The organism is Brachybacterium hainanense (assembly GCF_042434575.1).
Classification (GTDB): Bacteria; Actinomycetota; Actinomycetes; order Actinomycetales; family Dermabacteraceae; genus Brachybacterium; species Brachybacterium hainanense.
In genome coordinates this window covers 1-24,082 of the sequence record NZ_JBHLSV010000031.1, presented here as the reverse complement: position 1 = coordinate 24,082, position 24,082 = coordinate 1, and the positions used below count along the sequence as shown (strand labels likewise).

Sequence of the window (24,082 nt, the reverse complement as noted above, 5' to 3'; positions counted from 1 at the left end):
GCGGCAGCTCGTTCGCAGGCCGAGCCTAGTTCCCCGCCGCCAGGGTGTCGAGGTGATCAGATCCGGCGGAGACGCCCTCGCGCGCGGCCGGACGCAGCGCGAGCGCGAGGATCCCCGCGACGACGACCGCGGCCCCGACGCCTGCGAGGATCAGCCCCTGCGGCGCGAGATCGGCGCTGAACTGCTGCTCGAACACCTGCAGCAGCGGACCCACGAAGTCCATGCGGTCCAGCACATCGGGGATCAGCGGCTCGATCAGCCAGCTCAGCAGGAGCGCGACGGCTCCCGCGACGATGATGCCGACGCCGGCGCCCACGAGGACCGCCCGGCGATGCGCGGCTACCAGGAGCGCCGCGGCCACCAGGACGAGTGCGATCACGGCGAGGCGCCCCGCCCACGGCGCGAGGGCCGCGGCTTTCTCGAGCGCTCCGACCGCCGGCATGGTGGCGACCGTGATGGGAAGGGAGGCGGGGGCCTCGATGCCCGGGAGCGGGATCAGCTCCTCGACCCAGCCGAGCAGCGCCGCTCCTGCGGGCGCCACGTCCACGACCACCTCCGAGGGGCCCGGTTCGAGCAGGCCCGTGTGGATGTCGAGCATCGTGGCCCGCCAGATCTCGGCGTAGGCATCGGTCTGCGCGAAGCGGGATGCCTGGTCCTTCGCGAGGGGCTCGATGCGGTCGGCGAGCCACTCCGGGATGCGGTCGTCCGCGAGCAGCGCCTCGATGGCGGAATCCGTGATGGAGCTCTGGAACTCGTGATCGTCGGAGAGCGGGTCCGTGATCGCGAGGAACCCGTCCTGGTCGACGACGTTGTCCGCGACCCAGATCGAGGGCAGCCAGAGCGCCCCCAGCACGGTGGCGGCGATCAGCAGGACCGTCGCGAGCACGTCACGCAGTGAACTCATGGAAGAACGGTAGCGCCCTCACCCGGCCGCGGGCACCACGCCCCTCCGCGGATGCACAGCGGCCCCGCACCGTGCTCGGTGCAGGGCCGCTGGGGGCGAGCGGGTCAGCCGCCGATGCGGTAGAACGACCAGTCGCCGGAGTAGATCTTGCGCTCGGAGGTGTCGACGCGGGAGTTGCCGGCGTCGACGAACTTGCCGTTGCCGGCGTAGATGCCGATGTGGCCGGGCTTGTAGACGAGGTCACCGGGGCGGGCCTCGGAGCGGGAGATGCGGGTCCCCATATCGGCCTGTGCACCGGCCGAATGCGGCATCGAGACACCGTGCTGGGCGTAGACCCAGGCCACGAAGCCGGAGCAGTCCCAGCCGCTGCGGTCCGAACCGCCGTACACGTAGGGGACGCCGATCCCGGAGCGGGCGGTGGCCAGGATGCTGCTGCCGTTCGAGGACGAGGGAGCAGAGGAGGACTCCTCCGAGGACTCGTCCTTCGAGGAGTCCTCGTCCGAGGACTCCTTCTTCTTCTCCTTCTTCGAGGAGGAGCTCGACTCCGTGGAATCGTCCTCGGAGGAGGACGAGGAGGACTCCTCCGAGGAGGACTCGTCCGAGGAGGAGCGCTCCTGCGAGCGATCGGCGCGGGAGTCGTCCTCGCGGGTCTCGGTGCGGCTCGAGCTGGAGTCCTCGTCGGTCTCCTCGGAGGCGGAGGAGGCGTCGGCCTCGACCGGGGTCTCCGGGACGACCTCGGGCTCGGGCTCCGGCACGGAGGCGGACAGGCCCGGGGCGGAGAGCGATGCGAGCGGGGTGGCGGCTGCGTCCTCGGCTCCGGCGACCGCGGGGATGCCGACGGCCGGAGCGGCGGCAGGGGCGATCACGGCGGGGGCGGCGGCGGCGTCGGCCTGCAGGTTCTCGGTCGCGGAATCGCCGTCGGCGGTCGCCGCGGCGGCACCGCCGAACAGCATGCCCGCCGCGATGGCAGCCCCGGCGGCGGCGCGTCCGGCGCGCACGGCCGGAGTGACCGTCCGCATCTGGCGGCGGTGGGTGTTCTTCGCAGTGTTCGACACGCTATGTGCTCCCCTGCCCGAGCGATCCGCTCCCGCGCTGATACCGAGGTGGACCCCGGCCCGGTGCGCGGTGGGCTTCCGGCGGGGATGACCGGGACGGAGCCCGGGCACGCCCACGAGACTATGCGGCACGGTCGCGGGAACCTGCCTGCGCTACAGGGTCTGGAGAAGAGCTTGACCCACCCTTTACCCCTGTGTGAGCGGCCTCACAGCGAGCTGACCTGCGATGCGTTCGGAGATCTCGAGGGTCGCGCCGTCCTGCGCCGTGAGCGCGTAGATGTCGCCGATCCGCTCGACATGCACCTCGGCGCCCGGCCGGAGCCCGTGACGTGCGAGCTCGCCCAGGACATCGGCTTCGCTCTGCGCCCATTCGCCGATCCGCACCAGTGACGCATCGAGGGTCGCGCCGTCGGGGGCATCGGCCAGCAGCACGTTCAGGCGCTTGGGATGGTCTTTACCCTCGTCCGTGACCCCCGTCTCCACGCTCACCCCGTCCACGCCCAGCTCGGCGAGGCCGGGGATCGGGTTCCCGTAGGGGTCGATGTACGGGGGCTCGAGGCGCTCGGCGATGCGACGCTCGACCTCGAGGCTCATGACGTGCTCCCAGCGGCATGCCTCCTCGTGCACGAGCGCGTACTCCAGCCCCAGATGGTCCAGGAGGTGCCGCTCGGCGAGGCGGTGCTTGCGCATCACGGAGGTCGCCTTCGACCAGCCCAGCTGCGTCAGGCGGATATGGCGCTCCTCGTCCAGGTGCAGCAGCCCGTCGCGCTCCATGCGCGCGACCGTCTGCGAGACCGTCGGCCCGCTGTGGCCCAGACGCTCGGCGATGCGGGCCCGCATCGGCGGGATGTGCGCCTCCTCGAGCTCGAAGACCGCCTTGAGGTACATCTCCGTCGTGTCGATCAGATCGTTGCTCACGTGTGCTCTCCCACCTGCCTGCCTCGCCGCTCCGCCGCTCCCCGCAGGGAGCTCGTCGATCCGATCCTACGTCGCCGCACCGACCCTCGGCCCGGCGCTCTCCCGGACCGGGGCCGACTGCTGCGGGATTCAGACAAGCCCCACCAGGTGCAGCGCCACCCCGAGGCCGTTGACGAGCAGATGCGCGAGCACGCACAGCTCGAGGCGGCGATAGCGCGCCCACAGCACCCCCACGGCGAGGCCGAACGTCCCCTGCAGGGCGATCGCCTGCGCGAGGACGGCCGGCAGCGGCCCCTCCCCGTGGGTGGGCACGTGCATGAGCGCGAAGACCAGCGAGGTGAGGAGGATGCCGGTCCACGGCCCGGTGAGCGCCTCGAGGCGGGTCTGCAGGAAGCGGCGGTACATGAGCTCCTCCCCGAAGCTCGCGGTGATCGCGGTCGCCGTCGCCGCCACGAGGAGCGTCGCCGGCGGCGGCCAGCTCGAGGGCAGCCCTCCGGAGAAGGGTCCGACGGTGCTCAGCACGCCGAGCACGAGAGCGGGCACCAGCGCCCAGGGTCCGATGCGGGGCCGGTCCGCGCGGACGGCGGGGCCCTCGCGCCGCCCGGACAGCCACAGCCCCAGGCAGGGCAGCAGCAGGAACAGGAGCAGCTTGAGCAGGACGTAGTCCTCGGGCAGCGGCAGCAGCGGCACCAGCAGGGGGAAGGCGAGGACGAGGGCGAGCAGCGCCCCGGCCTCCGCCCGTGCCCGGTCCGGCCGCACCACCGCGACGGATCCGTCTCCGCTCCCCCGCGGCAGCAGCAGGACGAGGCCGATGCACAGCAGGGCCGGGACCAGCAGCAGCGGCACCGGCGTCGGCGCGTAGCCGGGATCCGCGGAGCCGATGACGCCGTGAGGGCTGCGCAGCATCGTGGCCGCGATCGAGGCCGCGAAGATCGCGGCGAGCACCGCCACGACCACGGGACGGTCACGGCCGCGGCGGGCCGGTCCCGCGACGGCGGGAGAAGCGGGCGGGGCGGGAGCGGGGCGACGGGGTCCGGTCATGCCTCCACGCTTCCAGGGCACGACGACGCGCACGCCCTCCGAAGGGAGGAGATCTGCGCGGCGCTCCGGGGACGAGCACGGCGCCCCGGCAGCTGCTGCCGGGGCGCCGTGCAGGCGTCTTCCGCGATACGGACCGGGTCAGAGCCCGGCGACGATCTCCCGCATGAGCTCGGCGGCCTCGGTCGGGGTCTTGCCGACCTTGACGCCGGCGGCCTCGAGGGCCTCCTTCTTCGCCTGCGCGGTGCCGGCGGAGCCGGAGACGATCGCGCCCGCGTGGCCCATCGTCTTGCCCTCGGGGGCCGTGAAGCCCGCGACGTAGCCGACGACCGGCTTGGTCATGTTCTCCGCGATGTACGCCGCGGCACGCTCCTCGGCGTCGCCGCCGATCTCGCCGATCATCACCACGGCGACGGTGTCCGGGTCCTTCTCGAAGGCCTCGAGCGCGTCGATATGAGTGGTGCCGATGACCGGGTCGCCGCCGATGCCGATCGCGGTGGTGAAGCCGATGTCCGACAGCTCGTACATCATCTGGTAGGTCAGCGTCCCCGACTTCGACACGAGGCCCAGCTTCCCGGCGCCCGTGATGTTCGCGGGGATGATGCCGGCGTTCGACTTCCCGGGGCTGATGATGCCGGGGCAGTTGGGGCCGATGATGCGGGTGGTGCCCTTGGCCTGGGCGTAGGTGAAGAACTCCGCGGAGTCCTTGACCGGGATGCCCTCGGTGATCACGATCAGCAGCTCGATGCCGGCGTCGATCGCCTCGATCGCGGCGGCCTTGGCGAACCTCGGCGGCACGAAGACGACGGAGACGGTCGCACCGGTCTTCTCCATGGCCTCCGCGACGGTGCCGAAGACGGGCACGGACGCGCCGCCCTCGAACTCGACGCTCGTGCCGGCCTTGCGGGGGTTCACTCCCCCGACGACGTTGGTGCCCGAGGCGAGCATGCGCTGGGAGTGCTTCATACCCTCCGAGCCCGTCATGCCCTGGACGATGACCTTGCTGTTCTCATCAAGGAAGATAGACATGTCGGGTGCTGCTCACTTTCCTGCGGCGGCGAGCTCGGCGACCTTGGCCGCGCCGCCGTCCATCGTGTCGGCCTGGGTGACGAGGGGGTGGGCGAAGTCCGCGAGGATGGCGCGGCCCTCCTCGACGTTGTTCCCGTCGAGACGGACCACGAGCGGCTTCGTCGCGGCGTCGCCGAGCTTCTTCAGCGCGCCGACGATGCCGTTGGCGACCGCGTCGCAGGCGGTGATGCCGCCGAACACGTTCACGAAGACCGCGGAGACCTGCTCGTCGCCGAGGATCACGTCGAGGCCGTTGGCCATGACCTCCGCCGAGGCGCCGCCGCCGATGTCCAGGAAGTTCGCGGGCTTCACGCCGTGAGCCTCGCCCGCGTAGGCGACGACGTCGAGGGTGGACATGACCAGGCCCGCGCCGTTGCCGATGATGCCGACCTCGCCGTCGAGCTTGACGTAGTTGAGGTCCAGGACCTTGGCCTTCGCCTCGAGCGGATCCTCGGAGGCGGTGTCGACCAGGGCCGCATGGTCCTCGTGGCGGAACTCTGCGTTCTCGTCGAGGGTGACCTTGCCGTCCAGCGCCACGATCTCCCCGGACCCGGTCTTGACCAGCGGGTTGACCTCGACGAGGGTGGCGTCCTCCTCGCGGTAGACGTCCCAGAGCTTCTGCAGCACGGGGGCGACCTTCGCGCCGGTCTCCGCGTCGAAGCCGGCGGCCTCCACGATCTCCTGCGCCTTCGCCTCGTCGATGCCCGTGTTCGGGTCCACGGCCACGCGCGCCAGGGCCTCGGGGCGCTCGACGGCGAGCTGCTCGATCTCCATGCCGCCCTCGACGGAGCACATGGCCAGGTAGCGACGGTTCGCCCGGTCCAGCAGCAGCGAGAAGTAGTACTCCTCGGCGATGTCCGCACCGGCCGCGATCATCACGCGGTGCACGGTGTGGCCCTTGATGTCCATGCCGAGGATCTCGGCGGCCTTCGCCTCCGCCTCCTCCGGCGACTTCGCGACCTTCACGCCGCCGGCCTTGCCGCGGCCTCCGGTCTTGACCTGCGCCTTGACCACCACCACCGGGGTGCCGAGCTGCTGCGCTGCAGCCTTGGCGCGTGCAGGATCCTCCGCGACGACTCCTCCGAGCACAGGGACCCCGTGCTTCTCGAAGAGGTCGCGGGCCTGGTATTCGAACAGGTCCACGGGATTCTCGTCCTCTCGCTGTCGACAGCGGACGGCGGGCCGCCTTCGGCCCGGGGAGCCGTCCCTGGGTACGCCTCCACTCTAGCCGCCCGGGACCTTCGCCCCTGCACGTCCCCCCAGCCGCTCACTACCCTCGGATCATGGACCTGCCCGCCTCCGCCCCCTCCCGTTCCGGCGCGATGGGCCGGAGGTCCTGGCATCGGCGGGCCTCCCGGCCCGTGACCGGCTGGATCCTGGCTCTGCTGGTGCTCTCGGCCGTGCACCCCGTGGTCCCGCAGTGGCGATGGCTGCTGGTGCACATGGTCACCCTGGGGCTGGTGACCACCTCCATCATGATCTGGGGCCAGCACTTCACCGAGGCGCTGCTGAAGACCCGGCTGGGCGAGGAGTCCCGGCCCCGGCAGGTGCTGCGGATCCGCCTGCTGACCGGGGGGATCGTCACGGTCTGCGCGGGGATGCTGCTGGATGCGCCCTGGGTGGTCGTGGGCGGGACGGTCCTCGTGGGCGCGATGCTGCTGTGGTACGCCCAGGCTCTCGGGGCGCAGCTGCGGGCCGCGATCGCGCCCCGTTTCGCGGTCGTCGTGCGGTCCTATCTCGTGGCCGCCTGTCTGCTGCCCCTCGGCGCGGGCTTCGGGGCGGTGCTCGCCTTCAGCCCGCCCGAGCCGTGGCACGGCCGTCTCCTGCTGGCCCACCAGCTCGTGAACGTCCTCGGGTTCGCGGGGATCACCGCCTGCGCCACGCTCGTCACCCTGTGGCCGACGCTGCTGCGCACCAGGATCCGGCCCGGGATGCAGAGGCGCATCGGCACGGTCATGATCGCCCTGCTGATCGGGGTGCTCGGCGCGAGCGCGGGCGCTCTCGCGGGCTGGCCCTGGCTCGGCAGGGGCTCCCTGCTCGTGTATGCGGCCGCGCTCGGCACGCTGCTCGCCGAGTTCGCGCGTCTGGCCAGGGCGGCGCGTCCGCGGACCGCCCTGCCGTCCCCGGTGCCCCGACCCGTCTTCGCGATCGCCTCGATGGGCAGCGCGCTCGTCTGGTTCGCGATCAGCGTGCTGGGGATGATCGCTCTGTGGGGCGGCGACGCGACGACGACCCTCACCGTGCCTCTCATCGCGGGATTCCTGATCCAGCTCCTGTTCGGAGCGATGAGCTACCTCATGCCGACCATGCTGGGCGGCGGGCCGGCGGCGCTGCGGGCCGCGCTCGCGGAGACGTCCCGCGCCGCCGTCCTGCGGGTGACGATCTGGAACGTCGTCGTCGCCGTCTTCACCCTCGCCCCCGAGGGCTCGACCGCCGCCCGGGCCCTCTTCGCCGCGCTCACGCTCGGCACCACGGACCTCGAGGCGGTCGGCAGCATCACCCGCGTGCTCGTGTCCGTGCTGGGGCTCGGCGTGATGATCGCCGACATCGTGCTGCTCGGGCGCGCCGTCGCGGTCGGGGTGCGCGCCCGGCGCGCCGCCGCGGCCAGCTCCGCTCCGGTCGGCCCCGCTCCGATCCCCTCGCCGACGGAGCAGACGGCGGCCGTGACACGGCGTCCCGCGGAGCTGGGGATACCGGCATCGGCCGCTCCGCGGACCGCGCCCGGCATCGCGCCCCCGGGGCTGGACCGTCGGCATCTCACCGGCGTGCTGCTGGGGCTGGGCACGATGCTGTCGGTCACGGCGGCGGGCAGCGCCGTCGACCGCTCGCTCTCCGGAGCTCCCGCAGCGGGCACGACGGCGGGATCCGGCGCCGCCGACGTCCCCACGACCGGACGCACCACCACCATCGCCGTGTCGATGGCCGATATGCGCTTCACCCCGGAGACCCTCGAGGTCCCGGCCGGGGACCGGCTCGTCATCGCGCTGACCAATGCGGACGACGCCGACGTCCACGACCTCGTCCTCGCGACTGGCCCGTCCTCGGGGCGGCTCTCCCCCGGGGCGAGCGCCCGGGTCGACGCGGGCGTGATCACGAGCGATGTCGACGGCTGGTGCTCGATCGTGGGGCATCGGGCGATGGGGATGGTCCTGCACGTCCGCGTGCTCGGGGCGGCCGGGCAGGGCGGCGGGACGGAGCAGGACGGCGCGACCGCTCAGGACGGGGCCGCCTCTCCCGCCGATCCGCTGTCCCGCGTCACCGCGGATCTGCAGGCTCCGCCCGGGGACGGCGTCCTCGTGCGCGATGCGCAGCTTCCCCCGGCCCCGCCCCTCGACCAGCAGATCACGCTCACGGTCACCGAGCCCGAGCTCGAGGTCGCCCCGGGCGTGACCATGGCGGCGATGACCTACGGAGGCGCCGTGATGGGGCCGATCCTGCGCAGCGAGCTGGGCGGGCGCCTGCGCGTGCACCTGGTCAACGACGCCTCGATGGGGCATTCCCTGGATCTGCATGCCGGGCAGGTCTCCCCGGACCGGGCGATGCGCACCATCGCTCCCGGGCAGAGCCTCGACTACGAGATCACGACCGACCATGCCGGGGCCTGGCTGTACCACTGCTCGACCATGCCCATGACGCACCATCTGAGCGCCGGCATGTTCGGGGCCCTGATCGTGCCGCCCCCGGACCTCGCGCCCGTGCAGCGGGAGTACGTCCTGGTCGCCTCCGACATCCACCTCGAGCCCGGCGACGGGACCGCGGCGCATGCCGTCAGCGGCGAGAAGATCGCGGCGGGCAGCCCCGACTTCACGGTGTTCAACGGTCACGCCACCCAGTACCGTCACGCGCCGCTCACGGCGCGGGCCGGTGATCGGGTGCGGATCTGGGCGGTGGCCGCGGGCCCCTCGCGGCCTCTGTCGCTGCATGTGGTCGGGGCCGTGTTCGACACCGTGTTCCGTGAGGGAGAGCACCTGCTGCGGCCCGATGCAGTCACCGCCGGCGGCGCCCAGGCCCTGTCGCTCTCCCCCGCCCAGGGCGGTTTCGTGGAGATGGTGCTCCCGGAGCCGGGCACGTACACGATCGTGGACCACGACATGGCCGCGATGGAGCGCGGGGCGATGGCGCTGCTGGTCGTCGCCCCCTGATCGGCCGGGCACCGGCGGGCGGTGTCCGCGGCGGGCGCCCAGGCGCACCCGATCCGGCACGGCTACCATGTGCGGGTGCCCCGACGACCCCGCAGCCTCGCCCAGCGCATCCGTGACCAGATCGGCTTCAGCCTCGTCACGCTGCTGGTCGTGTTCATGCTGCTGAAGCTGGTCGGGCTCAAGGCGACGATCCCGGGCTTCGTCCTCTCGCTCGTCATCACGATCGGCCTGAACGTGGCGCTGTCGTACTACGCCGACCACAAGGCCTCCCGGCCCGTCCCGCCTCCGCGCGGCGGCGGGGACATCCGCTGGCGTGACGACGATGCGCGCCGCTGAGCCGATTCCCGGCATCGCCGCAGGCCCCGGAGGAGACCATGGCTGACTGGAAGACCTACGTCAAGGCGGCGCAGAACACCGCTCGGAAGCAGGCGCCTGATCTGGCGCGGCAGGCGAAGGAGTCCACGCGCCGCAGCACCGCACGCGCGGGCGACTATGCCCGGGCCGCCGGTCGAGCGCTCGACGAGGGGACCCGGGAGTCCCGCACGAACGCGCGCCGGGATGCCGCCGCCTACGCGGTGGTCGCGCAGCGGCGGATCCGCGGTGCGAACCTGGGGCGGCGCCTGCTCGCCGCGCTGCGCGACGCGCTGCTCATGGGTCTGTCGATCTTCGTGATCTGGATGATCGTCTCGGCCACCGGCGTGAAGATCCCGGTGCAGGCCGTGCTGGTGGTGGTGCTCGTGGTGATGGCGGTCCGCTTCGGCTGGGTGCTGCTCGAGGACCTCCGGGCCCTGCGCGACGAGAACCGCGACGAGAACGGGACGCAGGACGAGGTCGCCGAGGTCGAGGATGCCGGCGAGCACCGGGCTGCGGGCGAGCACGCGGGGACCCGGGCGGACGGCTCTCGGCGGAGCCGCCGCCGATGACGCCCCCGGCCCCGGGCAGGGCGTCCACCGGCACCGGTATCCATCACCTCGAGCTGTGGACCCATGACCTCGCCGTCTCCGAGCCGTCCTTCGGCTGGCTGCTCGGCGAGCTGGGCTGGTCGGCTGAGCGCGTCGACGGCTGGCCGCTGGGACGCATCTGGCGCCATGGCAGCGGGCTCTACCTGGTGCTCGAGCAGTCCGCGGACGGGCACGGCGACCGGCATGACCGGCTCGCGCCGGGCATGAACCATGTGGCGCTGACCTGCACGGACCGGGAGGCGCTGGACCGGCTTCGTCAGGATGGCGCGGCACACGGCTGGTCCGAGCTGTTCCCCGCCGCCTACCCCCATGCCGGCGGGCCGGAGCACATCGCCTGGTACGCCGAGAACGCGGAGGGCTTCGAGGTCGAGGTCGTCGCTTCCGTCTGATCCCGGCGGCCCCGACGGACGTGGAATCCCCCGGCAGGCGCAGCAGCCCCGGCAGCCCGCCGGTTGTGGAGCGAAGACTTCCGGAGCCTCAGGGACGTCTGCCGGAGCAGGATCGGCGTGTCGCCCCTCAGGCTCCCGACGTCTTCGGCGGCCGGGGACGTGCCGGCCGAGGCGCCGCCGGGCACGCCCCGCCCGGGCCGCCGCGTGCCGGACCCGCGGCGGCCGGGGAGGAGCCGACGAGGATCAGAGCTTGGTGATCGGGGCGTAGCGCAGGAGCAGGCGCTTGCGGCCGTGCGGCTCCTTGAACTGCACCTCGACCTGAGTCTTCTCCTCGCTCCCGGAGACCTCGGTGACGGTGCCCAGGCCGAAGGAGTCGTGGGTGACGCGGTCTCCCACGGCCAGGGAGGGCAGCTTCGCGGTGGGCGTCGGCGTCCGGCCGGAGCCGAGGGAGGGGCGGTTGACATCCCGCCGGCCCCCGCCGACGCCGATCCCGGTGACCGAGGGACCGCGCCGACCGCCCCCGTACCCGGAGCCCCCGTAGCCCGAGCCCCCATACCCGCCGCCGCTGCCGGAGTACCCGGCGCCGGAGAGGGTCGACCCCGCGCGCGCCACGTCGAGGGTCTGCTCCGGGATCTCGTCCAGGAAGCGGCTGCCGGGGAAGAACTGCGGAGCACCCCAGGTCGCGCGCATCTGCGCCCGTGTGATGTACAGCTTCTCGCGGGCGCGCGTGATCCCCACGTACGCCAGGCGCCGCTCCTCCTCGAGCTGCTCGGGATCGGTGAGGGTCCGCTGATGCGGGAACGTCCCGTCCTCGAGACCGGTGAGGAACACGACCGGGAACTCGAGGCCCTTGGCGGTGTGGAGGGTCATGAGCGTCACGAACTGGTCCTCCCCGTCGGGGAGCTGATCGGCGTCGGCGACCAGCGACACCTTCTCGAGGAACTGGTCCACGAGGGTGCCCTCGGGGTCGTCGTCCGCGAGCAGCGCGGCATCGGCGGCGATGTCGCTGCCTGCAGCAGGCGGAGCCGCGGACCCTCCCGTCGCCGTCCCGGCAGCGGTCCCGGGCCGATCCGCCTGCGCGGGCCTCCCGGGCGCATCGGGGTCCTCGATCCGGTCCGCCTCCACGTCCTCGAACTCGCTGCCCGCGGCGGCGACGGCCTCCATCTGGGCCTCGAACTCGGCGGCGACGCTCACGAGCTCCGCGAGGTTCTCCAGCCGCGACTCGTCCTGCGGGTCGTCGCTCTTCTGCAGCTCCTCGTAGTATCCGGACTTCTGCAGGATGGCCTCGATGACCTCGGCGGGACCGGCGCCGCCGGCGAGGACCGCACCCAGCTCCTCGAGCATGTCCACGAAGCGGCGCACCGCCGACAGCGAGCGGGTGGCGATGCCGGGAGCGTCCTCGGCCCGGCGCAGCGCCTCGCCGAAGCTGATCCGGTCCTGCTCGGCCAGCAGCGCGATCGCCGCCTCCGCCCGGTCGCCGATCCCGCGCTTGGGCACGTTGAGGATGCGGCGCAGGTTGATCTCGTCGGCCGGGTTGGTGAGCACCCGGAGGTAGGCGATCGCGTCCTTGATCTCGCGCCGCTCGTAGAAGCGGGTCCCTCCGATGACCCGGTAGGGCAGCCCCACGCGGATCAGCTGGTCCTCGAGCGCCCGGGACTGGGCGTTGGCGCGGTAGAAGATCGCGATGTCCCCGGCCGTGCGGCCCGCGTCCACGAGCGCGTCGATCTGCCGGCCGATGTATCGGGCCTCGGACTGCTCGTCATCCGCGACGTAGAGGGTGATCTTCTCGCCCTCGCCGTGGTCGGTCCACAGGTTCTTCCTGCGCCGCCCCTGGTTCTCCTCGATGACGGCGTTCGCTGCCGTGAGGATGTTCTGGGTCGAGCGGTAGTTCTGCTCGAGGACGATGGTCCGCGCGGTCGGGAAGTCCTGCTCGAACTCGACGATGTTGCGGATGGTCGCGCCGCGGAAGGCATAGATCGACTGGTCGGAGTCGCCCACGACGGTGAGGTCCGCATGCGGGTCCTCGCCCACCAGCTCCTGCACGAGCGCGTACTGGGCGGGGTTGGTGTCCTGGTACTCGTCCACGAGCACGTGGCGGAAGCGACGCCGGTAGCCTTCGCGGATCGCCGGGTTCTCACGCAGCAGGGCCACGGTGAGGCCGATGATGTCGTCGAAGTCGACGGCGTTGGCCTGGCGCAGGCGCTCCGTGTAGGCGGTGTAGATCTGGGCGATCGAGCGGTCCCACGGGTTCTTCGAGGTCTCCGCCTGATCGGCGAAGTCGATCGGGTCGGTGAGCTCGTTCTTGAGCGTCGAGATCCGGCTGGCGATGCCGCGCGGCGGATTCTTCTTGACGTCGAGCTCGAAGTCCTTGGCGATGTTCGTGATCAGACGCAGCGAGTCCGCGGAGTCGTAGATCGTGAAGGAGCTCTTCAGCCCGGCGGCCTGGGCGTCGCGGCGCAGGATCCGCACGCAGGCCGAGTGGAACGTCGAGACCCACATGCTGCGGGCGACGGGACCCACCAGCTCGCCCACGCGCTCCTTCATCTCCGCCGCGGCCTTGTTGGTGAAGGTGATCGCGAGGATCTCGCCGGGCAGCGCCTCCCGCGAGCGCAGCAGGTGCGCGATGCGCCGGGTGAGGACGCGGGTCTTGCCGGAGCCGGCGCCGGCGACGATGAGCAGCGGGCTGCCGCGGTGCTCGACCGCCTCGCGCTGGGGCGGGTTCAGACCGTCGACCAGCTCCGCGAGTCCGGCGAGGTCCGCGGCCGATGCCCCGCGCGGTCCGGACGGACCGCCGGCCCACGAGCCCTGCCGCGCGCCGGACGGGAAGGCGACGTCCTTCGGCGCAGGCCGATCCCACGCGTCCTCGGGCGGCGGGGGCAGCTCGTCCTCCGGGGGCGGGGCCAGATGGTCCTCCGGCGGGGCGAGGTCGTCCTCGGGCGGAGGGAGCTCGTCCGCGGCGAGGGCGGCGCCCGGACGGGGGTCGGAGGGGTCGGCGCGGACACCGTCCAGACGGCGGAAGGCATCGGGCAGCGAGAAATCGTCGAACAGCGTGTTCATGGCCCCCTCAGGGTACGCGGGGCGAGGGACGGACGAGGCCCCGCGAGGACGTCCGCGAGGCGCGGGTCCCGGCGGAGCGGCGTCCGCCGGGCCCGGTGCGAGGGATCAGAATCCGATGCCGAAGACGGCCACGACCACGTTGATCGCGATGCCCGCGGGGATCGCGTACCAGACCGCCGCCGGGGTATGCGGGCCCTTGCGCATCGCGATGAAGGACGCGGCCGCGACGACGAGGGCGAAGACGAGCTTGAGGGTGTACCAGAGGTGGCCGCCCCCTCCGGTCGCCATGCCCAGGCCCATGAGGACGAGGCCGATCACGACGGCGCCCGCGGCGGCGTGGAAGATGCCCTTGCTGGGCTCCTTGGTCTTGGCGGCCGCGACCCACACGCCGAAGGTGGTGGCCCAGCAGAGGATGTGGAGGACGACGAGGATCCCGATCAGAGCTGACATGGTGTCAGCTTACGTGCCGGAGCTGGAGGATCACGGTCCCGGGCCGGCTCCCGGCGCATCCGCGTGCGAGAATCACAGGCATGCCCGAACCCGCCCGTCCCGCGGAGCCCGCGCTCCCCGAGGACCTCGCCCGTCGGCTCGAGAGCCGGCCGCGGCCGGGCCGGCGTCGCATCGCCGGGGCCCTCGCGTCCCTCGTCCTGCTGCTCGTCCTCATCGGCGCGGGGCTGCCGCTGCTCGCCGGCGCGGACTGGGCCCAGATCCTCGCCGCGCTCTCGCGTCTGGGCGCACCCCTCGTGCTGCTCGCCGTGCTGCTCGGGCTCCTGTCCCTCGCCGCCGAGGCGGCCGGGCTCCACCTCATGCTCCCGGGCAGCCGCCTGCTCCGCATCGCCCCGGCCGGCGCCGCGGCGACCGCGCTCGGCCTCGCCGTCCCCGGCGGCGGTCTGCTGGGCACCGGCCTGCTGGGCTGGTGGCTGCGGCGGGAGGGTCTCGCCGCGAGCACGATCATCATCGGGCTGCTGGGCTTCTCCCTCGCCGACATGGCGGTCTCCTCCGTGCTCGTGCCGCTCGCGGGCCTGGTCGCCTACGTCCTCGCCGGCGCGCGGCTCGAGCTGCCCGGGACCCTGGCGGCGGGTGCGGTCGCGGTGCTGGGAGCGGCCGCGGTCGTCGGCGGGATCGCGCTCGTGCTCTCCCGTCCGGTGCTGGCCTCGGTCATCGAGCGCCTCGCCCCGCTCATCCCCGCCGCCGCCTCCGCCCTGGGGATCCGGGACGCGCTGATGGGCCTGCTGCGCCGCCGCGGCGCCGGTCTGCTGGGCCTGCTCGTCGCGTCCCGGCTCCTGCAGCTCCTCGTGCTCCTCGCCGCGCTGCGGTCCCTGGGCGCGGACGTCCCCCTCGCCGTGGTGGTCGCGGTCTTCGCGCTCGGGCGGATGCTCGCGCTCGTGCCGCTCACCCCGGGCGGTGCCGGGATCACCGAGGCCGTGAGCGCCGCAGGCCTCGTCGCCCTGGGCGTGCCGGGGGCCGATGCCGCCGCCGCCACCCTCCTGCTCATGGTCTCGACGCTGCTCGTCCCCGTGCTCGGCGGAGGGATCGCCGCGGCGGCGGGAGCTCTGCGGCCTCAGCGCTCCTCGGACGGGCCGTCCTCGTCCTCGTAGACGGGGGTGCCCACGCCGAGGGCCTCCGAGGGGTGCGGCAGAGCCGGGCGGACGCGCGCGGCCCCCAGCGGGTAGCCGCCGATGCTCGCCCCGAGGCTGTGCCCGCGGAATCCGCCGTCCGCGGCGACCTGCCGCACCTGCTCCCGCGCTCGGTCCCCGCGTCCCAGGAACCCGGCCCCGGCGTACCCGCCCAGTCGCCGCCCCCGGCCCCGCTCGAGGCGGTCCGCATGACGGCGCAGGTCCTCCTGCGAGACCCGCAGAGCCCGCGACAGCTCCCCGAGGCGCGGGTACACGCGATGCAGCCAGTCCGCCTGGAGACGACCGCCCTCCGGCCCGGTCGCCGCCGCGGAGGACAGCACCCGCGCGAGCCGCAGGCGGAGCAGGGTGATGCGGTCCGCCGCCCGTCCCTGGGCGGCGGCGAGCTCACGCAGCGCCGTCTCCGGCCCTCCAGCGCCCATCGCCGTCGCTCCTCACCTCGTCGCCCTGCGCCGGGTCCCGCCCGGTACGCTCCGCACCGTCCTGCGCCGTGGCCCTCTCGTCCTCGGGGCCCTGCGCGGCCATGGTAGGGCCCACGTCCGGGAGCTGCCTCAACCAGTCCGTGACCAGCGCGAGAGCGCGCGTGCGGGCGGGGGCCTCGGACAGGAACACGTCGTGGCGGGCGCCGGGGACCGCCACGTCGCGGACCATCGGCCCCAGGCGGCGGGCCGCGGAGGCGATCGAGCGGACGCTCAGCACCGTGTCCGCGCGCGCCATGCCCGGATGGAAGCGCAGCAGCGAGAAGCGGGTGCGGTCGGAGTGCAGGACGAGAGTGGGGACGGTGAGCAGCCCGCCGCTGCGCAGCTTCGCCTGCGCCTCGAGCACGGCGTGCATCGTGCAGGCCGGGAACGCATGGCCGCCCGGCGGCTTCCAGCGCAGCGAGTAGTCCGCCTCGCCTCCGTAGAGGGCATGCGTCGTGCGCGCATAGTGGTCCTGGCCATGCGGGAGGATGCGCGAGGTCGGGGCCCGCTCGGCGCGCCCGCGCACCGCGGGCGCGAGCGCCCGGCGCAGGGCCGCGCCGCCCTGGAACTCGAGCCAGGGGGAGTTCAGCACGAGCGCGCGGACGGTTCCCGGCCTCCGCTGGGCCCAGCGGACCGCGGTCAGGCCGCCGGTGGAGTGAGCGAGGATGATCGGCTTCCGGCGGGGGCCGATCAGCTCGAGCATGGCGGTGATCTCCGCGTCGTACTCGTCGAGGTCCCGCACGGCGGTGGGAGTCTGCCCCGGCAGCATGCTGCGTCCGTGCTTGCGCAGGTCGACGCCCCAGACATCCAGTCCGAGCGCGAAGAAGCGCCGCATCACATCGCCGTCGAGGACGTAGTCGGACCAGCCGTGGACGAGCAGGAGCGGCACGCGCCGGTCCAGCTCCGCCGGGACCGGCTCCGAGGGAGGCCCCGGGACGCAGCGGATCGCGACCGCCCGCACCGGCCCCTCCTCGTCACGTCCGAGGTCGAGGATCCGGCCCCGGAACCCCTCCCCCAGGACGTCCGGATGCCAGCGCCGGGTGCTCATCGCGCAGGCGGCGCCGGGCGCCGGACCACAGGGATGTCAGACGCTTTCTGCCTGCAGGTTCGCGCGCAGGAGCCGCTCGACCTCGTCACGGCGGTAGCGGCGGTGCCCGCCGAGGGTGCGCAGCGAGGACAGCTTCCCGGACTGCGCCCAGCGGGTGACCGTCTTGGGGTCCACGCGGAAGAGCTTCGCGACCTCCGCCGGGGTCATGAGACCCCCGGCCGTCGCCGTCTCCACGGTGCGTCGTTCCACGGGTGCAGCCATCGGGGTGGACCCCTCTCTCTGTTCGCAGCCTGGGTTCCGGTTCAGCCTAGCCACAGGGGGCCGCGTCGGAGAGAGGGCGTCTACGCCTCGGGATGACGCTTGCCGACGGGCGCGGCGACCGGCCGCGGGTCCGATCTGCACGCCCGTCCTGCGGCGGGGAGGGGCCTGGTCGCAGCGGGTTCGACGCCCAGCACTCCGCTGAGACGATCCCGTCCCGCACCGTGGACGTGAGCGCGACCTCACGCCGGGCCGGTTACCGCCCTCTCGCGGGATCGATGTAGGATCGGGATCCGAAAACACTGCCATCTTCCGGGCCCGAATCGCCCGTACCCGACGCACAGGGGGTCAGATCCATGGGTCGTGGCCGACAGAAAGCCAAGCAGACCAAGGTGGCTCGAGACCTGAAGTACTACAGTCCGCCCACCGACCTCTCCGCCCTCCAGCGGGAGCTCCAGTCGCAGGCCTCCGCCGACGAGGCGCCCGGCGACTGGGACGACGAGGCGAGCGACGACTGGGCCGACGACGAGCCCGCGAAGGCGCACCGGCGCTGACGCCCGCGCCTCCTCGCCCACGGCTCCCGGCGCACCGCACGGCGGAGGCGACATCCGCCGCACAGGCACCGCATGACGAAGGCGGCCCCTGCAGGGGCCGCCTTCGTCATGTCCGGGCCCCGGTCAGGCGCTCCAGCCGGGGTGCATGCCGGTCATGAGGACGGCGCCGCCGTCGACGCCCTTGGTCCCGGCCACGAGCACATCCGCGGAGCCGACCCGCGGCTGCGGCAGCGCATCGGCCGCGAGCACCTCGCCGATGGCGCGCGCGGGCAGGCCGGAGCCGCTCAGCTGCGCGATGACCGCCTCCGCCGCCTCCGCCGCGACGACCGCCACCATGCCCAGGCCCATGTTCAGGGTCGCCTCGAGGTCCGACAGCGGGACAGCGCCCCAGCTGCGGACGCGCTCGAAGATCGGCGCGGGCTCCCAGGTCCCGCGGTCCACGCGCACCCCGAGCCCGCCGGGAACGACGCGCGCGAGGTTGGCGGCGAGCCCTCCCCCGGTCACATGGCACAGGGCGTGGACGCCCTCGCCGGCCGGGGTCTCGAGCAGGTCCAGCAGGTCGCGGGTGTAGATGCGGGTGGGCTCGAGGGCCTCCTCGCCCAGGGTGCGGCCCAGCTCCTCGACGTGCGCGTCCCAGCCCAGACCCGCGTTCGCGATCACGGCGCGCACGAGGGAGTATCCGTTGGAATGCAGCCCGGAGGAGTCCATGCCGATCACGACGTCGCCCGCACGGACGCGCTCCGGGCCCAGGACGCGCGAGGCCTCGACGACGCCGACGGCCGCTCCGGCGACGTCGTAGTCGTGCTCGCCCATGAGCCCGGGGTGCTCGGCGGTCTCCCCGCCCACGAGGGCGCAGCCCGCCAGGCGGCAGCCCTCGGCGATGCCGCGGACGATGTCGGCGATGCGCTCGGGGACCACCTTCCCGCAGGCGATGTAGTCCGTCATCGCGAGCGGCTTCGCGCCCAGCACGACGATGTCGTCCACGACCATGGCCACGAGGTCCTGGCCGATCGTGTCGTGCACGTCGAGCGCCTGCGCGATCGCGATCTTGGTGCCGACGCCGTCCGTGCTCGAGGCCAGCAGGGGGCGCTCGTAGTCCTTGAGGGCGGACACGTCCAGCAGGCCCGCGAAGGCGCCGACCCCGCCCAGGATCTCAGGGCCGTGGGTCGCGGCGACGGCCTCCTTCATGAGCTCGACGGCCTTGTCGCCGGCATGGGTGTCGACGCCGGCGGAGGCGTAGGTGATCGGCTGGGGGGCGGGTGCGCTCACGCGGGGACCTCGTTCTTCTCGGGGTGGGGCACGACGGGGTGCGACAGGGCGGGCGCTCTGCGGTGGCGCAGGCTGCTCGGGGAGGCGGGTCCTTCGGCGCCGCGGGGGCGACGCCGCCGCGTCCGGGGCGGGCCGGGAGCCGGCGGGAGGGCGCTCGTGCCGCGGGCGAGGCCGCCGCGCGGGTCCTGGGGAGCGTCCCGGCGAGGCGGGAGGTCGGGGGTGAGTCGTCCGCCGCGTGCCACCGGTTCATCATGCCACAGCACCGGTGGGCCGGGCCGGGCGTTCCGGGCGGCCGCGGGAGCCGGTGAAGGAGGCATGGGCGGTCCCGATCCGCTCAGCGGCGACGCTCCCGGCGGCGATGGCGCACGGAGTCGGCCACGGCGGCGATCGCCGCGAGCGGGAGGCCGATGAACACCGCGCTCGTGGCGGCGAAGCGCAGGATCCCCGACACGAAGAGGGTGTCGGTCACGACCGCGGCGATCACGCCGATCCCGGCGGCGACCATCATGGCCAGGACGACCCAGAAGCCGAGGGTGGGCGCGCGCTCGCGACGCACCAGCAGGACGGTGCCCTCGGGGACCGGGACCGGATCCGCCGCGGGGTCCTCGGCATCTGGGGCCGACCCTGCCGGGGAGGGGTCGGCCTCGAGGGGTGCGGCGTCGTCGGCCGGCGCAGACGGGGTCGGCTGGTCGTTCTCGGGCGGGGTGATCACAGTGCTCCTGCTGCGTCGACGGCCGCCTGCGCGATCGCGGCGTCCGTGCGGGTGAGGGCCGGCGCCTGGGGATCCTGCGCGCGGCTGCGGGCCGAGGTGTGCACGGCATCGACGCGGGCGCGCCGTGCGAGGTCGGGGATGTCCACGGGACGGACGCCGGAGCCCGCCATGATCTCGACGACGCCCTCGGCAGCCTCGACCATCGCCGCGAGGTCCTCCGCCCCGTCGAGGGCGCGGGCGGCCCCGCCGGAGGTCAGGATGCGGGCGAAGCCGAGGGTGAGCGCGAGCCGAGTCGCCTCGACGCGCTGCTCGCGGCCGGCCATCGCATCGACCGCGCGGTGCAGGGTCACGTCGATGCCGCGCATCGCGCGGGAGGCGGCGCCCAGCGCGGCGTCGCGGATCTGCGTGAGCGCGGGGACGTCGAGCTCCCCGTCCTCGGTGAGCACGCCGATCACGACGCCGGCGGCACCGGCCTCGACGACGGCGGCGGCTTCGCGGGCCATCCGCTCCACGAGGCGGGGGTCGGCCGCGAACTCCTCCGGGCGCCCCAGGAAGTCCCCGGTGCTCGCCGTCGGACGGATCAGGGCGTGCACGCCGAAGTGGGCTCTCGCCTCGTGCGCGCCCACGAGCGCACGGCTGCGGGACACGGCCTCCTCGACCAGGGCCGGGCCCGGGGTGATGCCGCCGTGGTCGAGGTCGCTCGCGAGCTCGATGCGGTCGGCGCCCGCACGGGCGGCGATCTCGAGGCCCGCCAGGTCCTCGACGGTGATCTCGACGGCGAGGCTCATCGGCCCTCCTCCGGGTCGGGGGTGCCTGCGGCGGCCCGGGCGGCCGCGGCGAGGCGGCGCGGGCCAGGAAGCGGCAGCAGCGCGGAGATGTCCGAGCGCTCCCCGCTCGCGTGCAGGGCGCCGGATGCGCGCGCCTGCGCGAAGGTCACGTCGCCGCAGACGAGGCCCAGCCAGGTCAGCGGATCCGTCTCGACGACCGCGGGAGGGGTGCCGCGGGTGTGGCGGGTCCCGGCGATCGCCTGCACGGCGGCATAGGGGGGAACGCGCAGCTCGACCGCGCCGCCCGGGTTCTCCTCCGCGAGCAGCTCGAGCGTGTGGCGCACGGCCGGTGCGAGGACGCGGCGGCCCGCGGACGCGGCGGCGGCAGGGTCCCGCGCCCAGGCCTCGAGCGCCTCCTGGCCTGCGACGGGATCGGTGCGGCGGGTGGGCGACACGATCAGACGGTCTCCGGCAGGAGGTCATGCACCGCGATGGTGTCCTCGCGGTCCGGGCCCACGCCGATCGCGCTGATCCGGCAGCCGGCGAGCTCCTCGAGCCGCTCGACGTAGCGGCGCGCGTTCTCCGGGAGGTCCTCGACGCGTCGGCAGGTCGAGATGTCCTCGGTCCAGCCGGGCAGGGTCTCGTACACGGGGACGGCGTGATGGAACTCGGTCTGCGTCATCGGCATCTCGCGGTGGAGCACGCCGTCCACGTCGTAGGCGGTGCAGATCGGCACCTCCTCGATGCCGGTGAGCACGTCGAGCTTGGTCAGCACGATGTCCGTGAAGCCGTTGATCCGCACGGCATGACGGATCATGAGCGCGTCGTACCAGCCGCAGCGGCGCGGGCGGCCCGTGTTCACGCCCACCTCATGGCCGGTGGTCTGCAGGAACTCGCCCCATTTGTCGAACAGCTCGGAGGGGAAGGGGCCCGCGCCCACACGGGTGGTGTACGCCTTGACGATCCCGATCACGCGGTCGATGCGGGTGGGGCCGATCCCCGTGCCCGTGCAGGCACCGCCCGCGGTCGGGTTCGAGCTCGTGACGAACGGGTAGGTGCCGTGGTCGACGTCCAGGTAGGTGGCCTGGCCGCCCTCCATGAGGACGACCTCGCCGCGATCCAGGGCAGAGTTCAGCAGCTCGGTCGTGTCCACGACCATCGGCCGCAGGCGCTCCGCGTAGGAGAGCAGGATCTGCGTGATCTCCTCCACCTCGACGGTGCGACGGTTGTACACCTTGACCAGCAGCTCGTTCTTCTGCCGCAGGGAGGCCTCGACCTTCTGCCGCAGGATCGACTCGTCGAAGAGGTCCTGGACACGGATGCCGAGGCGGCCGATCTTGTCCATGTACGCCGGGCCGATGCCGCGGCCGGTCGTGCCGATGGCCCGCTTGCCCAGGAAGCGCTCGGTGACCTTGTCGAGGGTCTGGTGGTACGGGGCGACGACGTGGGCGTTCGCGCTCACGCGCAGCCGCGCCGTGTCCACGCCGCGGGACTCGAGCACGCCGATCTCGTCGAAGAGCGCCTCGAGGTTGACCACGACGCCGTTGCCGATCACCGGGGTGACCTGCGGGGACAGGATGCCGGCGGGGAGGAGCTTGAGCTCGAACTTCTCGCCGTGCACCACCACGGTGTGCCCGGCGTTGTTGCCGCCATTGGGCTTGACGACGTAGTCGACCCTCTCGCCCAGAAGATCCGTGGCCTTGCCCTTCCCCTCGTCGCCCCACTGGGCTCCGACGATCACGACGGCAGGCATGGCGACTCCTAGGAAGAACGGGGACGAGCGGGCGCGAGCCGCCGGCCGGACGGGTCGGCGTCCGGGGCGCCGGCCGACCTCCTGGAAGCAGGAGACCGGCGCGATCCTACCAAGCGCGTCTCCGCGCCGCGTCCAGACCGGGAGGGCCGACCGCTGTCCCCGCCCGGGCCGGCGCGGGATGCTCGCTCAGGCGAGCAGCGTGGGGTCCGCCTCGGCGAGGAAGGAGCGCACGCGCTCAGCCTCCTCCTCGTCGCCGATCCGCGAGGAGGTCTCCCCGAGCAGGGCCAGCGCGTGGAGGAAGCCGCGGTTCGGGGCGTGCGAGGCGGGGATCGGGCCCTGGCCGCGCCAGCCCGCGCGGCGCAGCGCGTCGAGGCCGCGGTGGTAGCCGGTGCGCGCGAAGGCGTAGGCGGCGATGACGTCCTCGTCCTCGAGCGCCTCCCGGGCGAGCTCCGCCCAGACCAGGGACGAGGAGGGGAAGCGCGCCGCCAGCTCGCGGAGATCCGTCCCGGCCTCGAGGCCGGAGGAGACCTCGGTGTCCGGGTGGTCCTCCGGGAGGAGGGTCGGGGGGATCCCCAGCAGATTGTTCGCGGCGACGGGCAGGGTGTTCTCAGCCATGACGGCATGCTACGGGTCCCGCGTCCGCCTCGCCGCGAGCGCCGCCAGCTGGTAGAAACGTCGCATGTCTGTTTCACGGGACGGCTCCGAGCTGCTCACGGGGCCCGATGCCGGCGGCCTGCTGAACTCCGCTGTCAGCAATGCCGGGGGCGTGCTGCGCTCGTGGGAGCTGGACCACGTCGACCATCGGCCCGGCCGCTCCACGAAGGCGCTGTACCGGACCACGGTCGCCTGGCCTGAGCTGGACGGGCCCGCCGCTCCCGCCCGCGAGGAGCTGTTCGGCGCGAGCGCCCACATCGGCGAGGCCGAGCGCCACGTCGCCGGGGCCGAGCAGTCCCTCGTGATGACCGACGGCGACATCAACGTGCGGGTCTGGCGCTACCCCCACGATCCGTGGCTGCCGATGCTGCCGCGCGTGTGCTACCCCGACGTCCTCGGCACGACCCTCGCCGAGCTCGGGGTCGACACCGGCACGGACCCGTCCCTCCCGGTGCCGATCGAGGTCGTCTCCTACCGTCCCGGACGCCGCGCGGTCCTGCGAGCGCGCCTGGCCGACCGGGCCGTGTTCCTCAAGATCATGCAGCCGCACAAGAGCGGCGAGATCGTCGACCGGCACGAGAGGCTGCTCGCCGCCGGCGTGCCCGTCCCGCAGGTCATCGCCCACTCCCAGGGGCTCGTCGTCATGGAGGAGCTCCCGGGCCGGCCGCTCGCCCATGCGGTGGTCGAGGAGGGATCCGAGGCCTGCCGGGCCGAGGAGCTCGTGGCCACCCTCGACCGGCTCCCGGCCTCTCTCTACACGCTCCCTCTGCGTGCCCCGTGGACCGAGTCCGCGGACTTCTACGCCGGGGTCGTGAGCTCCTCCGTGCCGGCGCTCGGACCGCGCATCGAGACCCTGGTGCGCGGGATCCGCGACGGTCTCGCCGCCGTGGGGCGACGCGTGGACCTGCGTCCGCACGACGTGGTCCACGGCGACTTCTACGAGGCGCAGCTGTTCGTGCACGAGGGAGCGGTCGTCGGCGTCCTGGACATCGACACCGTGGGGCCGGGCCGGCGGGCCGACGACCTCGCCTGCCTGCTCGCGCATCTGAGCGTCCTCGCGGACTACGGCAGCAGCGGCCGCATCTCCGCCTCGACGCAGGCGAAGGTCGAGGAGGCGATCGGCACGTGGCATCGGGTCTTCGCCCGCCGCGTCGATCCGACCGAGCTCGCCCTGCGCGCGGCCGGCGTGGTCCTGTCCCTCGCGACGGGGCCGCACCGTCAGCAGGAGGCGTCCTGGGAGGCGGCGACGGAGGCGATCGTCCGCGTCGCCGAACGCTGGGTCGAGACCGCGCGCGAGGCCGAGCGGCAGCTCCAGCGGGAAGCACGGGAGGCGCAGGAGGAGCGCGAGCGCCGGGTTGCCGCATCGGCCCCGCCCCCCGGGCCGTCCTCCGCGCATCCCGGTGCGCCGCCGCCGTCCGGGCCCGCGGGGCACGGCGCCG

General features: G+C 73.5%; 24 protein-coding genes. 7 read left to right on the top strand and 17 right to left on the bottom strand.

The features are described 5' to 3' along the window. Nucleotides 1-25 precede the first annotated feature (25 nt). The 6 genes from ACFFF6_RS18065 to sucC form a co-directional block, all read right to left on the bottom strand. Entirely contained in the window at nt 26-904 is an 879-nt protein-coding gene (locus tag ACFFF6_RS18065; protein ID WP_376982896.1) for a hypothetical protein, read from the bottom strand. Between the two features lie 104 nt (nt 905-1,008). Further along, nucleotides 1,009-1,959 (bottom strand): C40 family peptidase, encoded by a 951-nt coding sequence (locus tag ACFFF6_RS18060; RefSeq protein WP_376982894.1) that lies wholly within the window; start codon nt 1,957-1,959, stop codon nt 1,009-1,011. Between the two features lie 186 nt (nt 1,960-2,145). Next, entirely contained in the window at nt 2,146-2,877 is a 732-nt protein-coding gene (locus ACFFF6_RS18055; protein ID WP_376982893.1) for a metal-dependent transcriptional regulator, read from the bottom strand. 129 nt (nt 2,878-3,006) lie between these two features. Continuing rightward, nucleotides 3,007-3,918, bottom strand: a complete 912-nt coding sequence (locus ACFFF6_RS18050; protein ID WP_376982892.1) for a CPBP family intramembrane glutamic endopeptidase — start codon at nt 3,916-3,918, stop codon at nt 3,007-3,009. A gap of 138 nt (nt 3,919-4,056) precedes the next feature. Continuing rightward, entirely contained in the window at nt 4,057-4,944 is an 888-nt protein-coding gene (sucD, locus tag ACFFF6_RS18045) for a succinate--CoA ligase subunit alpha (protein ID WP_376982891.1), read from the bottom strand. Between the two features lie 12 nt (nt 4,945-4,956). Next, nucleotides 4,957-6,126, bottom strand: coding sequence for an ADP-forming succinate--CoA ligase subunit beta (sucC, locus tag ACFFF6_RS18040; protein WP_376982890.1), 1,170 nt, complete (start codon nt 6,124-6,126; stop codon nt 4,957-4,959). Between the two features lie 140 nt (nt 6,127-6,266). On the opposite strand from sucC, the gene ACFFF6_RS18035 reads away from it, so the two are divergent. The 4 genes from ACFFF6_RS18035 (at nt 6,267) to ACFFF6_RS18020 (ending at nt 10,476) form a co-directional block, all read left to right on the top strand. Beyond that, entirely contained in the window at nt 6,267-9,125 is a 2,859-nt protein-coding gene (locus ACFFF6_RS18035) for a multicopper oxidase domain-containing protein (RefSeq protein ID WP_376982889.1), read from the top strand. Between the two features lie 75 nt (nt 9,126-9,200). Then, on the top strand, nt 9,201-9,461 hold the full coding sequence (locus tag ACFFF6_RS18030) for a hypothetical protein (RefSeq protein WP_376982888.1): 261 nt from the start codon (nt 9,201-9,203) through the stop codon (nt 9,459-9,461). Nucleotides 9,462-9,499: 38 nt separating this feature from the next. Then, complete coding sequence (locus ACFFF6_RS18025; RefSeq protein WP_376982887.1) at nt 9,500-10,048, top strand: hypothetical protein; 549 nt, start codon at nt 9,500-9,502, stop codon at nt 10,046-10,048. After that, the gene (locus ACFFF6_RS18020) at nt 10,045-10,476 is read left to right on the top strand and encodes a VOC family protein (RefSeq protein WP_376982886.1); all 432 of its coding nucleotides are present in this window, start codon (nt 10,045-10,047) and stop codon (nt 10,474-10,476) included. The genes ACFFF6_RS18025 and ACFFF6_RS18020 overlap by 4 nt, the downstream gene beginning before the upstream one ends. 243 nt (nt 10,477-10,719) lie before the next feature. On the opposite strand, the gene ACFFF6_RS18015 is transcribed toward ACFFF6_RS18020, so the two are convergent. Together ACFFF6_RS18015 and ACFFF6_RS18010 are read right to left on the bottom strand one after the other, a co-directional pair. Further along, nucleotides 10,720-13,533 carry a UvrD-helicase domain-containing protein gene (locus ACFFF6_RS18015; RefSeq protein ID WP_376982885.1) on the bottom strand — a complete coding sequence of 938 codons (2,814 nt, stop codon included), beginning with the start codon at nt 13,531-13,533 and terminating at the stop codon, nt 10,720-10,722. A 105-nt stretch (nt 13,534-13,638) separates the two neighbouring features. After that, the gene (locus ACFFF6_RS18010; RefSeq protein WP_376982884.1) at nt 13,639-13,983 is read right to left on the bottom strand and encodes a hypothetical protein; all 345 of its coding nucleotides are present in this window, start codon (nt 13,981-13,983) and stop codon (nt 13,639-13,641) included. An 80-nt stretch (nt 13,984-14,063) separates the two neighbouring features. Here ACFFF6_RS18010 and ACFFF6_RS18005 point away from each other — a divergent pair, with 80 nt between their 5' ends. Then, nucleotides 14,064-15,131 carry a lysylphosphatidylglycerol synthase domain-containing protein gene (locus tag ACFFF6_RS18005; RefSeq protein WP_376982883.1) on the top strand — a complete coding sequence of 356 codons (1,068 nt, stop codon included), beginning with the start codon at nt 14,064-14,066 and terminating at the stop codon, nt 15,129-15,131. Here the strand turns inward: ACFFF6_RS18005 and ACFFF6_RS18000 are convergent. From ACFFF6_RS18000 to ACFFF6_RS17990, 3 genes are read right to left on the bottom strand one after another with little or no spacing between them, the layout of a single operon-like run. Beyond that, nucleotides 15,095-15,589, bottom strand: coding sequence for a hypothetical protein (locus ACFFF6_RS18000; RefSeq protein WP_376982882.1), 495 nt, complete (start codon nt 15,587-15,589; stop codon nt 15,095-15,097). The two genes, ACFFF6_RS18005 and ACFFF6_RS18000, sit on opposite strands and share 37 nt — an antisense overlap. After that, nucleotides 15,555-16,676 carry an alpha/beta hydrolase gene (locus tag ACFFF6_RS17995; protein ID WP_376982881.1) on the bottom strand — a complete coding sequence of 374 codons (1,122 nt, stop codon included), beginning with the start codon at nt 16,674-16,676 and terminating at the stop codon, nt 15,555-15,557. The genes ACFFF6_RS18000 and ACFFF6_RS17995 overlap by 35 nt, the downstream gene beginning before the upstream one ends. A gap of 36 nt (nt 16,677-16,712) precedes the next feature. Further along, the gene (locus ACFFF6_RS17990; protein ID WP_376982880.1) at nt 16,713-16,937 is read right to left on the bottom strand and encodes a BldC family transcriptional regulator; all 225 of its coding nucleotides are present in this window, start codon (nt 16,935-16,937) and stop codon (nt 16,713-16,715) included. A 353-nt stretch (nt 16,938-17,290) separates the two neighbouring features. Between ACFFF6_RS17990 and ACFFF6_RS17985 the strand changes: the two genes are divergently transcribed. Then, nucleotides 17,291-17,488 (top strand): DUF3073 domain-containing protein, encoded by a 198-nt coding sequence (locus ACFFF6_RS17985; RefSeq protein ID WP_376982879.1) that lies wholly within the window; start codon nt 17,291-17,293, stop codon nt 17,486-17,488. A 123-nt stretch (nt 17,489-17,611) separates the two neighbouring features. On the opposite strand, the gene purM is transcribed toward ACFFF6_RS17985, so the two are convergent. The 6 genes from purM to ACFFF6_RS17955 form a co-directional block, all read right to left on the bottom strand. Further along, entirely contained in the window at nt 17,612-18,757 is a 1,146-nt protein-coding gene (gene purM / locus ACFFF6_RS17980; protein ID WP_376982878.1) for a phosphoribosylformylglycinamidine cyclo-ligase, read from the bottom strand. 334 nt (nt 18,758-19,091) lie between these two features. Then, complete coding sequence (locus ACFFF6_RS17975; protein WP_376982877.1) at nt 19,092-19,469, bottom strand: hypothetical protein; 378 nt, start codon at nt 19,467-19,469, stop codon at nt 19,092-19,094. Continuing rightward, nucleotides 19,466-20,257, bottom strand: coding sequence for a copper homeostasis protein CutC (locus tag ACFFF6_RS17970; protein WP_376982876.1), 792 nt, complete (start codon nt 20,255-20,257; stop codon nt 19,466-19,468). Before ACFFF6_RS17970 ends, ACFFF6_RS17975 begins: the two co-directional genes overlap by 4 nt. Beyond that, nucleotides 20,254-20,691 carry a sterol carrier family protein gene (locus tag ACFFF6_RS17965; RefSeq protein WP_376982875.1) on the bottom strand — a complete coding sequence of 146 codons (438 nt, stop codon included), beginning with the start codon at nt 20,689-20,691 and terminating at the stop codon, nt 20,254-20,256. The genes ACFFF6_RS17970 and ACFFF6_RS17965 overlap by 4 nt, the downstream gene beginning before the upstream one ends. A 2-nt stretch (nt 20,692-20,693) precedes the next feature. Further along, nucleotides 20,694-21,989: an adenylosuccinate synthase gene (locus ACFFF6_RS17960; RefSeq protein WP_376982874.1), complete on the bottom strand. Its 1,296-nt coding sequence runs from the start codon at nt 21,987-21,989 to the stop codon at nt 20,694-20,696. 186 nt (nt 21,990-22,175) lie between these two features. Next, nucleotides 22,176-22,604, bottom strand: a complete 429-nt coding sequence (locus tag ACFFF6_RS17955) for a DUF3151 domain-containing protein (protein ID WP_376982873.1) — start codon at nt 22,602-22,604, stop codon at nt 22,176-22,178. A gap of 64 nt (nt 22,605-22,668) precedes the next feature. On the opposite strand from ACFFF6_RS17955, the gene ACFFF6_RS17950 reads away from it, so the two are divergent. After that, the coding region (locus tag ACFFF6_RS17950; protein ID WP_376982872.1) for a phosphotransferase at nt 22,669-24,082 on the top strand (1,414 nt) is incomplete at its 3' end.